12 protein-coding genes are annotated in these 13,058 nt (G+C 63.8%); 5 read left to right on the top strand and 7 right to left on the bottom strand.

Annotated elements, in window-relative coordinates:
* Window positions 1-214: 214 nt before the first annotated feature.
* Window positions 215-826, bottom strand: coding sequence for an NAD(P)-dependent oxidoreductase (locus ACVIN2_RS35340; RefSeq protein WP_456769145.1), 612 nt, complete (start codon window positions 824-826; stop codon window positions 215-217).
* Window positions 827-975: 149 nt separating this feature from the next.
* On the opposite strand from ACVIN2_RS35340, the gene ACVIN2_RS35335 reads away from it, so the two are divergent.
* Complete coding sequence (locus tag ACVIN2_RS35335) at window positions 976-1,347, top strand: winged helix-turn-helix transcriptional regulator (RefSeq protein ID WP_007602122.1); 372 nt, start codon at window positions 976-978, stop codon at window positions 1,345-1,347.
* 4 nt (window positions 1,348-1,351) lie between these two features.
* Here ACVIN2_RS35335 and ACVIN2_RS35330 read toward each other — a convergent pair whose 3' ends face one another.
* Complete coding sequence (locus ACVIN2_RS35330; RefSeq protein ID WP_456769144.1) at window positions 1,352-1,765, bottom strand: flagellar assembly protein FliX; 414 nt, start codon at window positions 1,763-1,765, stop codon at window positions 1,352-1,354.
* Between the two features lie 270 nt (window positions 1,766-2,035).
* Here ACVIN2_RS35330 and ACVIN2_RS35325 point away from each other — a divergent pair, with 270 nt between their 5' ends.
* The 4 genes from ACVIN2_RS35325 to ACVIN2_RS35310 all read left to right on the top strand — a co-directional run bounded on the left by ACVIN2_RS35325 (window position 2,036) and on the right by ACVIN2_RS35310 (window position 4,553).
* Window positions 2,036-3,160 (top strand): flagellar basal body P-ring protein FlgI, encoded by a 1,125-nt coding sequence (locus tag ACVIN2_RS35325; RefSeq protein WP_007602120.1) that lies wholly within the window; start codon window positions 2,036-2,038, stop codon window positions 3,158-3,160.
* Entirely contained in the window at window positions 3,160-3,525 is a 366-nt protein-coding gene (gene flgJ / locus ACVIN2_RS35320) for a flagellar assembly peptidoglycan hydrolase FlgJ (RefSeq protein WP_063995718.1), read from the top strand. The genes ACVIN2_RS35325 and flgJ overlap by 1 nt, the downstream gene beginning before the upstream one ends.
* A gap of 11 nt (window positions 3,526-3,536) precedes the next feature.
* Window positions 3,537-4,034, top strand: coding sequence for a hypothetical protein (locus ACVIN2_RS35315; RefSeq protein ID WP_027518929.1), 498 nt, complete (start codon window positions 3,537-3,539; stop codon window positions 4,032-4,034).
* Between the two features lie 159 nt (window positions 4,035-4,193).
* Window positions 4,194-4,553 (top strand): hypothetical protein, encoded by a 360-nt coding sequence (locus ACVIN2_RS35310; RefSeq protein WP_247406883.1) that lies wholly within the window; start codon window positions 4,194-4,196, stop codon window positions 4,551-4,553.
* 3 nt (window positions 4,554-4,556) lie between these two features.
* Here ACVIN2_RS35310 and ACVIN2_RS35305 read toward each other — a convergent pair whose 3' ends face one another.
* From ACVIN2_RS35305 to ACVIN2_RS35285, 5 genes are all read right to left on the bottom strand, one after another.
* Complete coding sequence (locus ACVIN2_RS35305; protein ID WP_456769143.1) at window positions 4,557-4,700, bottom strand: hypothetical protein; 144 nt, start codon at window positions 4,698-4,700, stop codon at window positions 4,557-4,559.
* Complete coding sequence (flaF, locus tag ACVIN2_RS35300; protein ID WP_007612319.1) at window positions 4,697-5,065, bottom strand: flagellar biosynthesis regulator FlaF; 369 nt, start codon at window positions 5,063-5,065, stop codon at window positions 4,697-4,699. The genes ACVIN2_RS35305 and flaF overlap by 4 nt, the downstream gene beginning before the upstream one ends.
* A gap of 292 nt (window positions 5,066-5,357) precedes the next feature.
* Entirely contained in the window at window positions 5,358-7,646 is a 2,289-nt protein-coding gene (locus ACVIN2_RS35295; RefSeq protein ID WP_456769142.1) for a DUF1522 domain-containing protein, read from the bottom strand.
* Window positions 7,647-7,861: 215 nt separating this feature from the next.
* Window positions 7,862-10,135: a DUF1522 domain-containing protein gene (locus ACVIN2_RS35290; RefSeq protein WP_456769141.1), complete on the bottom strand. Its 2,274-nt coding sequence runs from the start codon at window positions 10,133-10,135 to the stop codon at window positions 7,862-7,864.
* Between the two features lie 325 nt (window positions 10,136-10,460).
* Window positions 10,461-12,734, bottom strand: coding sequence for a DUF1522 domain-containing protein (locus ACVIN2_RS35285; RefSeq protein ID WP_456769140.1), 2,274 nt, complete (start codon window positions 12,732-12,734; stop codon window positions 10,461-10,463).
* Window positions 12,735-13,058 lie beyond the last annotated feature (324 nt).

Genomic DNA, 13,058 nt, shown 5'->3' with positions numbered 1-13,058 from the left:
AAGGCTCTTTTTCGGTCGGTCGGTAGTTTTTCAACTTTTCCAAGGGCGGCCTATCTGTCTAAGCAACGACTCGTACGCGGAACGGGGTCCGCTGAGCGGGGCGTTATATAGCGGCCTCCTGTGACAGACAATGTTTCCCTGATCGCCCGACCGGCGCCCCCAAGCCCTTGCACAGGAAAGGTTTATCCTGAAGGGCCCGGGAGCGGCCGTAGACCTAGTAGCCGACCGTGAAACGTTGCCTCTCATGGGCCGGCCGCTCGATCTCGTCGGCGAGCGCGATGGCGTAATCCGCGAAGGTGATCCAGCTTTTGCCGTTCGCATCTGCGAGAAGCTGATCGCTGCCAAGCCGGAACTTGCCGGTGCGCTCCCCCTCGATGAACAGGGCCGACGGCGAGATGAAGGTCCAGTTCAGCTCCTTTTCCTGCCGCAGCAGGTCGAGAAAGGCCGAACCGGCCTCCGCCTCAGCCTTGTACTGAGCCGGAAAACCGGGAGTTGTCACCAGCTTAACGCCCGGAGCGACCTCCAGGCTGCCGGCCCCGCCGACGACGAGGTAACGGCCGACCTTGGAGTCCCTGGCCGCACCGATCAGCTTGAGCGCGTCGCTGGCCAGGAAGTGCACGGAACTCACGGCGACGTCGTGCCCGGCCCACAGCTTGGCAAGGCCTGACTGGTCGAGCACATCTCCCTTGCTGGGGGTGACGTTCGGCAGGACCGCGATCTTCTCGGGGTTGCGGGCGATCGCCGTGACCGCGTGGCCGCGGCGGGACAGTTCCTTGGTGATCTCCGACCCGGCCCGGCCCGAGGCGCCGGCAACTGCGATTTTCATGGAAGGCTCCTTTGCTTTTGTGGTAACTAACAGTGACTAGATATCGTAAAGAATGCTGGTGTTAAGAGAGCACTTTGTGCTTACCTGATTACACAGGAGTAACCGGCGCCGGCCGCCAAATAAGCGGAATGGATCGTGAGGACCCGACGATGAAGCCAGACGTCTATGCAGCGAACTGCCCCACGCGACAGATCCTCGACCGCGTCGGTGACAAATGGGCGGTGCTGATCCTGCTGCTCCTGCGCGAGGAGCCGATGCGCTTCAATCAGTTGCGCCGGACGATCGAAGGCATTTCGCAGAAGATGTTGAGCCAGGTTCTCAAGTCGCTCGAGCGCGACGGATTGCTCAAGCGTCACGCCATCGCAACCGTGCCGGTGACCGTGGAATACTCGATCACGCAGCTCGGCGTGACGCTCGCTGCAGCCGTCGATCCCCTGCGCGATTGGGCCGAGCAGAATCTGAAAGACGTGCTCGCCGCCCAGCGCCGCTACGATTCGCAGTTGAAGGATGAAGCGGCGTAAGGCGCTATGCCTGCCCGGCCTTGGCGAGCTCGACCTCGACGCGCAGCTCGATCTCGGACAGCACCGAATCCAGGCCGGGGTCGCCGGAGGACGATTTGAGGTTCGCCGCAGCGTCACGCAGCCGCATCACGGTCGAGGCGTCGAGCTTGCCCGAGAGAAGTCCCATCTTGAGATCGTCGAGCACGTCGAGCGCGGTCTTTCCGCGCACGACCGAGCGCTTGCGACGCTCGACGGGATCCTCCTCGATGCCTTGCAGCGCGAGCAGCCCGTCGATGTTGGCGGCCGCCTTCGGTGCGGCGGCGCCCCGCGTCTCCGGCGCCGACGAGGCGTCGGGCAGCACGAAGCCGCCGGAGCTCGTCCGCCTGGCCTGGCTGGCCGGCGTTCCAAGCGTGGTGCCGTTCGGTCCGTAGATGCGCATCGGAAGCAATCCGGGTGATCGATGCGCCACATTCGCCGTTTTATGGTTAACGGCCCGTAAACAGCCCGGCAAAATCTGCCGACAGGCGGCAGTTTCGCTCCTCAGGGACAACACAGGCTGGGGTCGCTCGAAACAGATTTATACAACCTATTCAGCGACCTACCCCCGCTGCCCCGAGTTGGCACAGCGCTCGCAAGGACAGCGTCGGACCAGCTCGTCATGGGAGTGTCGTGATGGTCCTTTGATTTGAGGAGCCTCGGGGAGCAGAGGATGCCAAGCGTTCGTTGGGTGAGACTTGTGGGGGTGGCCTGCGCCGCGCTGTCAGCGCTGGTGCTCTCGGTCAATTCTGCAAGCGCGACATCGCGCATCAAGGATCTCGCCAACATCGAAGGCGTGCGGCAGAACCAGCTCATCGGCTACGGCCTCGTCGTCGGCCTCAACGGCACCGGCGACACCCTCAACAACATCCCCTTCACCAAGCAGTCGCTGCAAGCGATGCTCGAGCGCATGGGCGTCAACATCCGCGGCGCCACCATCCGCACCGGCAACGTCGCCGCCGTGATGGTGACGGGCAATCTGCCGGCCTTCGCCACCCAGGGCACGCGCATGGACGTCACCGTCTCCGCGCTCGGCGACGCCAAGAATCTCCAGGGCGGCACCCTGCTCGTCACCCCACTCCTCGGCGCCGACGGCAACGTCTATTCGGTCGCACAGGGCTCGCTCGCGATCTCCGGCTTCCAGGCCGAGGGTGAGGCGGCGAAAATCGTGCGTGGCGTGCCGACCGTCGGACGCATTGTCAACGGTGCCATCATCGAGCGCGAGATCGAGTTCGCGCTCAATCGCCTGCCGAACGTCCGCCTTGCGCTGCGCAATGCCGACTTCACCACGGCCAAGCGGATCGCGGCCGCGATCAACGACTATCTCGGCGTCAAGACCGCCGAGCCGATCGACCCATCGACCGTGCAGCTTGCGATCCCGCCGGAGTTCAAGGGCAACGTCGTCGCCTTTCTCACCGAGATCGAGCAGCTCCAGGTCGATCCGGATCTCGCCGCCAAGATCATCATCGACGAACGCAGCGGCATCATCGTGATGGGCCGCGACGTTCGCGTCGCCACCGTTGCGGTCGCACAGGGCAACCTCACCGTCACGATCTCCGAGAGCCCGCAGGTCAGCCAGCCCAACCCGCTGTCGCGGGGCCGGACCGTGGTCGCACCCCGCAGCAGCGTCAGCGTCACCGAGGACGGCAAGAAGTTCGCCGTCGTCAAGGACGGCGTCTCGCTTCAGCAGCTCGTCGACGGCCTCAACGGTCTCGGCATCGGCCCGCGCGATCTCATCAGCATCCTGCAGGCGATCAAGGCCGCCGGTGCGATCGAAGCCGACATCGAGGTGATGTGATGCAGACCGGCATGGTCAACACCGCACGGGTCGCCAGCTCCGCCTTCTCGGTGGAGAGCCGCAACGGCCGGCCGGACTTCGATCTCGCGGCGGCACTGCAAAAGGTCTCGCCGAAGCAGCAGGCCAAGGCGCAGAAGATCGCCACCGACTTCGAGGCGATGTTCCTCAACAGCATGTTCTCGCAGATGACCTCGGGCCTGAAGGGCGAAGGCCCGTTCGGCGACACCCCTGGCACCGGCGTGTGGCGCTCGATGCTGACCGAGCAATATTCCAAGAATTTCGCCAACGCCGGCGGCGTCGGCATCGCCACCGACGTCTATCGCACCCTGATCATGCAGCAGGCAAAAACGATCCGCACGGCATAAGGTCAAACGAGATGAACCACTTCAACGCCTCGCGTCAGCCGGTGCAAGCGCAGCGCCCGAACACCGCACCCGGCAGCGCCGAGGCGCGCAAGATCGCCGAGCAATTGATGGATGCGATGAGTGCGCTGCTCGGCCTGATCGAGCGCGAGACCGAGCTGGTACGTGCCGGCCAGGTCCGCGAGGCGATGACCCTCGAGAGCAAGAAGCAGGAGCTGTCGCGAAACTATGTCGGCGCCGTCACCCAGTTGAAGGCGAACCAGGCCCAGCTCGCCAAATCCGCGCCCGAGCTGCTCTCGACGCTGCATCGGCACCATGATGCATTCCGCGCGATGCTCCAGGTCAATCTCACCGTTCTCGCAACCGCTCACGCGGTGTCGGAGAGCGTCGTGCGCGGCGTCAACGCCGAGATCCAGAAGCGCAACGTGCCGAACACCTACACGGCCGCGGGACGCCGCGCCACGCCGGGCCCACGCCACATCACGCCGCTCGCGGTCAGCCGCTCGCTCTGAGCGCGCGCAATAACAAACGACAATTTTACGAAAAGCCGCGCGGCAACATCGTCGCGCGGTTAGGCACGTTTCCTTACCGGGTGTTCAATCCTGGTGTTCCATGGTTGCGTATTGAGAGGGGTTGGGATTTGACTCACGTGAGGCAACCAGGAGGCTGCCATGAGTACAGATTTCAGCATCAGGCCGGTGGGGATACCGGTCGCCGTGCAAATCGTAACGACGTCCAATGCGGCGGCGAACGAGGCCGTGCAAACCGATCTGCCCGTGAGCCAGACAGTGGCCGCTGGCGAGGCGAGCGCGCCTGCACGCAATGATTTGCGAAGCAACGAGAACGTCTCACGCCAGGTCGTGTTCGACCAGGCGGCGGCGTCGTTCGTCTTCCAGGTCGTCAACGACAGGACCGACGCGGTGGTCAACCAGTTCCCCGACGAAGCAATGCTGCGCCGGCGGGCCTATTTCCATGCGCAGGATTTGAAATCCGAGCCCTCGCGTCCGGCCAGCACGGACCGCAGCGCCTGATAATCAGGCGCCGAGCCTCGCAACGGCAACATCGAGATCGCTCGAACCGGTCGCGGGACCGGTGACGACGTTCCTGATCTGCGTCTTGCCGTTATCCGTCAGCATGAATTTGGTGTTGCCGAAGCGGAACGAGCCGTGCTCGATCACGGACGGCCGGACAGACCAGCGGCGATATTGCGGTTGATTTCGATCAGCGGACGGAAATGATCGAACTGCGGGCTCATCTGCAGCGCGGCGGTCTGGCTCAGCACGAACACGCTGATGTTGGCGATCTTCTGCCGGACGTCGATCGGCTGCGGATTGTTCTCGCGCATGGCCTCGCTCAGGAAAATCGTCCAGAGCTTGCGATTGAACATCAGGGCCTGCGTGGTCTGCTCGCTGAACGGCTCGGCGCTGTTGATCGCATCCTGAAGCTTGTTCGCGGCCTTGAGCAGGGTCTGCGCTTCGATGTCGCGAGGAGAAGCGGTGGTCGTTGCAACACGCGCGTAGGCCGAGGCAGCGGAATTCGACATCAATCACACCCTGGAGGTTACCTAGCGCGTTGAACGCGCTTAAGGAATTCTTTCCTGACCCTAGGCAGCACCGCTTAAGATTTGCTTACATGTGTGCTTGGAAGCACTCCGGATTATTACGGGTCTCGGGAGTTCTTCGTCATCGTGAAGCTAGACGCGCATGTGCACGCTGTAAACACGTCACGCGTGGTGCGCGTCGATCTCAGCTAATCCTGCCTTAGCGATCTCCGTAAAATGAACGGCGGAGCGTTAGCCCCGCCGCGAAATCGATGAGTGATCTTGCGCCGCGAAATTAGCGGAGCAGCTGCAACACGCTCTGTTGCGACTGGTTGGCCAGCGACAGCGCGGACACCGCGATCGACTGGCGGGTCGACAGCGCCTGGCTGTTCGCCGCTTCCTCGTTGGTGTCGGCCAGCGTCAGGTTAGCCGAGCCGGTCTGCAGAACGTTGATCAGGTTCTTGGAGAAGTCCTGACGCACCTGCACGATCGACAGATTCGAACCGAGCGAAGAACCCTCGGAGCGCAACGTGCTCGAGGCGGCATTCAGGCTGGCCAGCACCTTGTTGGTGGCACCGTTGTCGATGAAGTCCGTGCCTGGAACGAGATTGCTGAGACCGAGGCCGGCCGCGTTGAACACGACGCCGTTGATGCCGAGCGTCGAGCTGCCGTTCTCGTTGAAGACCAGCTTCAGCGTGTCGCCGTTGAGCAGGTTGACGCCGTTGAAGGACGAGTCCTGCGAGGTCGTGTCGATCTGCGCCAGGATGTTGTTGAACTGACTGACCAGGCCGGAGCGCGCGGTCTGCGCGACGGGATCCTGAATCGGTGGCTGCGCGGTGGTAAAGGCCAGCACGCCGGTGAGCGTACCGCCGACCGTACCGCCGGCGGTACTCGAGCCGAGGGTCGAGGATGCGTACTCGTTGACGGTGGTGACTGTCAGCACGCCATTGGCGTCGATCGTCGCCGTCAGGTGGTTGGCCTGAAGCTGCACATTGAGCTGGTCGAGCGTCTTGACGGTGCCGTTGGTGCCGTCGCCGAAGGTGACGTTGACCGGCGTGCCGCCGTTGAAGGAGGTGAAGGTCAGCGTCTTGCCGGCGACGCCACCAACACCGGAGTTGCGCGCCGCGGCGAAAGCGGTCGCCGTTCCGGTATTGCCGCTGAGACCGAACGCGTTGAGCGCATTGCCTGTGCCGGTGATCGACAGGTCGGCGTTGATGCCGGTGGAGAGCGCAAGCTGACCGCTGCTGTTGACCGACGAGGGGATCTGGCCCGCGGTGGTCGACAGCGTCGCCGAGCCGTTGAAGATGCTGGCGGTCTTGACGCCGGTGGCAAGGTCGATCGAGTTGAGCAGATCGGAGAGCGTCGCGCTCTGGAGGTAGACGGTCGAATTACCATTGCCGTCGGTGACGATGTTGCCGTTGACGCCGCCGGAGGTCACGCTCAATGCCGATTGGGGCGACTGGGCGTTCTTGAAAGTGATGGTGTGGCCGTCGATGTTCAGCGTCGAGCCGTCCTGAACGAGCGAACCGAGCGAGCCCGCGGTGGTCGATCGGTCCGCGGTCACGCTCGCATTGCCCGCGCCAGTCGCCGCGGTCAGACCGAGCTTGTTGAGGAAGTCGGCCTTGCCGGTCAGGCTCAGATCGGCGCCGGTCGAACTCTTCAGCGTGACTTGGCCACCCGTGACGGACGATGCCACCTGCAGCGTGCCGATCGGACCGCTCGAGCCGCTGACCGTAATGGTTGCCGCGCCTGCACTGATTGCCGCGGTCTTGACGCCGCTGGCGAGGTCGATCGCGCTGAGGACGTCGTTGATAGTTGCGCCGGGCGCAGCCGGCGTTCCCTCGTAGACGATCGAATTGCCGTTACCATCCGTTGCGATGTGCCCGCTGGGGTTGAGGCCCCAGCCGGTCGGCTGCGTCGTCGGGGCGATACCAGTGCGGAAGGTGATGGTCTTGCCGTTGACCGTGATGGTGTCGCCGTCCGCGGGCGGCGCGCCGAAGGTGGTGGATGTCGTGGTGCCGACCAGCGTGGTGGTACCGGACAGTGCCGTCGTGCCGTCGGCCGCGGTCGCGGCAAACCCGACATTCGTGCCGGCGTTCGAGCCCAGCGAGGCGCCGAGCGCGGCGGTTCCCGTGACCGGGGTTACGCCACCGGCTGCGCCGGTATAGAGCACGTTGCTCTTGGCGGTCGCGCTCGCATAGGAGGTCGTGCCGCGGAGGTCGGCGGGTGTCGCACCCGGAATCGTGGTGGAGACGTTCGATTTGGTGGAGTAGCCGACCGTGGTCTGGAGCGCCTGGTTGGCGATCGACTTGGCGCTGTCGATCAGCTTCTGCAGCGAGGTGATGCCGGTGTTGGCGGCCTGGAGCACCTGCACACCGTTGTTGATGCCATCCAGCAAGTTGCCGATGTCGCTCGCCCGGTTGTCCAACCCCTGGGCCGTGAAGAAGTTGGTGGGATTGTCGAGCGCCGTGTTGACCTTCTTACCGGTCGACAGCCGCTCCTGCGTCGTGGCCAGCAAGTCGGCCGTCGACTGCAGCGACAACAGGTTCTGGCGAACGGACGCCGAGAGAACGATGTTGGACATTGGCGAGTCTTCCTCTTGAACCGGGTACGAATCGGCCGCGCGGTCTTGAAAGCGGGCTTTTGTCCAGTCTTAGAGGCTGTCCTTTAAAGTATGGTTAACGCCGGTTTAAGGGATAGGGTTAATGCGCGGTGAACGTCCCTGCCCGCCTCCGGACGCAAAAATGCGGCGGGGCAAATGGCCCCGCCGCCCTGATTTTATTTAGCGATATTAGATACTTAGCGGAGCAGCTGGAGCACGCTCTGCTGCGAAGTGTTGGCCAGCGACAGCGCGGAGACCGCGATCGACTGGCGGGTCGACAGCGCCTGGCTGTTGGCCGCCTCGACGTTGGTGTCGGACAGGGTCAGGTTGGACGAACCGGTCTGCAGCACGTTGATCAGGTTCTTGTTGAAGTCCTGACGCACCTGCACCACCGAGAGGTTCGAACCGAGCGCCGAGGCTTCCGAGCGCAGCGTGCTCGACGCGGCGTTCAGGTTGGTCAGCACGCGGTTGGACGCGGCGTTGTCGATGAAGTCGACACCGACGGTCAAGGCAGCGAGGCCCAGACCCTTGGAGTTGTAGGTCACGCCGGTGATGTTGAGGCTCGACTTGCCGGTCTCGTCGAACACCAGCTTGAGCTGATCACCGTTCAGCAAATTGACGCCGTTGAACGAGGAGTCCTGCGAGGTCGTGTCGATCTGGTTCAGGATGTTGTTGTACTGAGACACCAGGTTCGCACGGGCCGTCTGTGCAACCGCATCCTGGACGGGGCTGGACGCCGTCGAGAAGGTCAGCGCCGAAGTCAGCGTGCCGCCGATGCCACCGCCTGCGACGGTCGAACCGATCGTCGAGGACGCGTAGTCGTTGGACGCAGTGATGGTCAGCCGGCCGTTGGCGTCGATCGTCGCAGCCAGGTTGTTGGCCAGAAGCTGCGTGTTGAGCTGATCGAGCGTCTTGACCGTGCCGTTGGTGCCGTCGCCGAAGGTGACGTTGACCGCCGTGCCGCCGTTGAAAGCGGAGAAGGTCAAGGTCTTGCCGGCAATGCCGCCGACACCGGAGGTGCGCGCCGCAGTGAATGCCGACGCGCTGCCGGTGTTGCCGGCCAGCCCGAACACATTCAGCGCGTTGCCTGAGCCCGTGATCGTCAGATCGGCATTGATGCCGGTCGAGAGCTTGAGCTGACCGGACGTATTGATCGTCGAGTTCGACTGGCCTGTGGCGGTCGCAAGCGTCGCGGTGCCGTTGGCGTTGATCGTCGCGGTCTGCACGCCGGTGGCAAGGTCGATTGCCTTGAGCACGTCGTTGACCGTGCCAGCTTGCAGATAGACCGTCGAGTTGCCATTGCCGTCGGTAAGGATGTTACCGCTGGTACCGAAGCCGCTCGGAACGCTCGGAGCACCGGTCGATCCCGGGATCGGCGCGTTCTTGAAGGTGATGGTGTGACCATCGACGTTGAGCGACGAACCGTCCGTAAGGGTCGCACCCAGTGAGGCCGCGCTGGTGGTCCGCTGGACATTGATGGTGGCATTCCCAGCACCAGTCGACGTGGTCAGGCCGAGAGCTTTGAGCAGGTCGGCCTTGCCGGTGACGCTCAGATCCGCACCCGTCGAGCTCTTCAGCGTGACGGCGCCGCCTGCAGCGGTCGAGACGGCAGCACCTGGCTGGCTGGCGCTCGTGGAGATCGTCGCAGCGCCGGAGCTGATGGACACCGTCTTGACGCCGCTGGCCAGATCGATCGCGGACAAGAGATCATTGACGGTCGCGGTGGCGAGATAGACGGTGGTGTTGCCGCTGCCGTCGGTGACGAGATTGCCGCTGACGCCCGAACCGCTCGGAACGGCGGTCGACGCCGGAGCCGCACCGCTGCGGAACGTGATGGTCTTGCCGTTCACGGTCACCGTGTCGCCATCGGCAGGCTGGGCGTTGCCGGCCAGGCCGGTCGCGGTCGTGCCGTTGGTGGCGATCAGGGTGATGGCGCCGGTCAGGGCCGTGGTGCCGTCACCAGCCGTCGCGCCCGTGCTTGCAAAGGAGCCGATGGTGGCGCCGAGCGTCGTGGTGCCGGTCGCCGCCGTGGTGCCGCCGGCCGTGCCGTTATACAGCACATTGCTGCTCGCGGTCGCGCTGGCGAAGCTCGTGGTGCCACGCAGGTCAGCCGCGGTCGCACCAGAGATCGTGGTGGAGACGTTGGACTTGGTGGAGTAGCCGACCGTGGTCTGCAGCGCCTGGTTGGCGATCGACTTCGCAGAGTCGATCAGCTTCTGCAGCGAGGTCAGGCCGGTGTTGGCAGCCTGCAGCACCTGCACGCCGTTGGCGATGCCGTCGAGCAGATTGTTGATGTCGCTGGCGCGGTTGTCGAGCGACTGTGCGGTGAAGAAGTTGGTGGGATTGTCCAGGGCCGAGTTGACGCTCTTGCCGGTCGACAGACGGTTCTGTGTGGTGGCGAGAAGATCAGCGGTGGACTGGAGAGACAGCAGGTTCTGACGAACCGACGCAGAGAGAACAATACCGGACATGACTCTTACCCTTCTGGTTTACGCGTCTTCGTTCGATCGCTTCGGATCGAGTGACGGGGACAGCGTGCCGCGACATGGCTAACAAAGGGTGAAACAACACGCGCCCGCATTAAGCGCGGGTTCACCATAAGCGCGCGGAAGGCGTGGTCGCGGCCGGCAATCCGGCTGAAATCATTGGCATTTATCCGCGCTTACTCTCCATTAACCATAACCGCTGGTTACTTTTCAGAGCGTCGCACGGCTGTTCGAATGACGGCTGACGCGCAAAAAAAGCGGCGGGGCCGAAGCCCCGCCGCCAGATATTGCTTGCGATGTCGTCCGCTTGTTAGCGGAGCAGCTGCAGCACGCTCTGCTGCGACTGGTTGGCCAGCGACAGCGCGGAGACCGCGATCGACTGGCGGGTCGACAGCGCCTGGCTGTTGGCCGCCTCGACGTTGGTGTCGGCCAGGGTCAGGTTGGACGAACCGGTCTGCAGCACGTTGATCAGGTTCTTGTTGAAGTCCTGACGAACCTGCACGATCGTGAGGTTCGAACCAAGGCTCGATGCTTCCGAGCGCAGCGTGCTCGACGCCGAGTTCAGGTTGGTCAGCACCTTGTTGGTGGCAGCGTTGTCGATGAAGTCGACACCGCTGGTCAGCGAGGCCAGGCCGAGGCCCTTGGAGTTATAGGTCACGCCGGTGATGCTAAGGTTCGACTTGCCGGTCTCGTCGAACACCAGCTTGAGCTGGTCGCCGTTCAGCAGGTTGACGCCGTTGAACGAGGAGTCCTGCGAGGTCGAGTCGATCTGCGCAAGGATGTTGTTGTACTGGCCGACCAGGTTCGAACGCGAGGTCTGGGCAACCGTGTCCTGGACGGGGCTGGAAGCCGTCGAGAACGTCAGAGATGAGGTCAGCGTGCCGCCGATCGCACCACCCGCGGCGCTCGAACCGATGGTCGAGGACGCGTAGTCGTTGGTGGTCGAGACCGTCAGCAGGCCGTTGGCGTCGATCGTCGCCGTCAGGTTGTTGGCCTGAAGCTTCGTGTTGAGCTGATCGAGCGTCTTGACCGTGCCGTTGGTGCCGTCGCCGAAGGTGACGTTGACCGCCGTGCCGCCGTTGAAGGAGGAGAAGGTCAAGGTCTTGCCGGTGAGGCCGCCGACGCCGGAGGTGCGCGCGGCGGTGAAGGCGCTCGAGGTCCCGGTGTTGCCGGCGAAGCCAAGCGCGTTCAGCGCGTTGCCGGTGCCGGTGATCGAGAGGTCGGCATTGACGCCGGTCGAGATCTTGAGCTGACCCGAGGCATTGATCGACGAGTTGGTCTGGCCGGCCGCAGTCGCAACCGTCGCGGTGCCGTTGGCATTGACCGTCGCGGTCTGCACGCCACTGGCAAGGTCGATCGCCTTGAGCACGTCGTTGATCGTGCCAGCCTGCAGATAGACCGTCGAGTTGCCGGCGCCGTCGGTGAGGACGTTACCGCTCGTACCATAACCGCTGGGAACGCTCGGAGCACCGGTCGAGCCCGGGATCGGCGCGTTCTTGAAGGTAATGACGTGACCGTCGACATTCAGCGTCGAACCGTCGGCGATCGTCGCCCCCAGCGAGCCCGAGCTCGTGGTCCGGTTGACGTTGACGGTGGCGTTGCCGCCACCCACGGCCGTCGTCAGGCCGAGAGCCTTGAGCAGGTCGGCCTTGCCGGTGACGCTCAGATCCGCACCCGTCGAGCTCTTCAGCGTGACGGCGCCGCCTGCAGCGGTCGAGACGGCAGCACCTGGCTGGCTGGCGCTCGTGGAGATCGTCGCAGCGCCGGAGCTGATGGACACCGTCTTGACGCCGCTGGCCAGATCGATCGCGGACAAGAGATCGTTGACGGTCGCGGTGGCGAGATAAACGGTGGTGTTGCCGCTGCCGTCGGTGACGAGATTGCCGCTGACGCCCGAACCGCTCGGAACGGCGGTCGACGCCGGAGCCGCACCGCTGCGGAACGTGATGGTCTTGCCGTTCACGGTCACCGTGTCGCCATCGGCAGGCTGGGCGTTGCCGGCCAGGCCGGTCGCGGTCGTGCCGTTGGTGGCGATCAGGGTGATGGCGCCGGTCAGGGCCGTGGTGCCGTCACCAGCCGTCGCGCCCGTGCTTGCAAAGGAGCCGATGGTGGCGCCGAGCGTCGTGGTGCCGGTCGCCGCCGTGATGCCGCCGGCCGTGCCGTTATACACGACGTTGCTGCTTGCGGTCGCGCTGGCGAAGCTCGTGGTGCCGCGCAGATCGGCCGATGTCGCACCGGCGATCGTGGTGGAGACGTTGGACTTGGTGGAGTAGCCGACCGTGGTCTGCAGCGCCTGGTTGGCGATCGACTTGGCAGAGTCGATCAGCTTCTGCAGCGAGGTGATGCCGGTGTTGGCGGCCTGCAGCACCTGCACGCCGTTGGCGATGCCGTCGAGCAGATTGTTGATGTCGCTGGCGCGGTTGTCGAGCGACTGTGCGGTGAAGAAGTTGGTGGGATTGTCCAGGGCCGAGTTGACGCTCTTGCCGGTCGACAGACGGCTCTGTGTGGTGGCGAGAAGATCAGCGGTGGACTGGAGGGAGAGCAGGTTCTGACGAACCGACGAGGAGAGAACGATACCGGACATTGAGTGTTACCCTTCTGGTACGCAACGCAACAAACTTCGATTAGGATTAATCGATGCCGGGACGGTGAATGCAGACGGCTAACAAAGCATGAAGCGTGTCGCGCCAGTCCTTGCGCGGATTCACCATACGAACGATCGGAGCCATATCAGGCTCATCCATATCGTCATGATAGCATGATGCTTTTTCGCGCAACGACCCGGCGTTTGCGACTTGTCAACCATAACTCAGAGTAAGCAATCGGCTGCATCCGAATGCAGTTGCACTTCGTCAAGCGGCACTCTGATGCCGCCGTAAAAAGAAAGCGGCGGAGCCGAAGCCCCGCC

The sequence above is a fragment of the Bradyrhizobium sp. USDA 3650 genome (assembly GCF_054057395.1).
The sequence above is the reverse complement of the archived record's forward strand: the minus strand, read 5'-3'. Positions and strand labels throughout refer to the sequence as shown.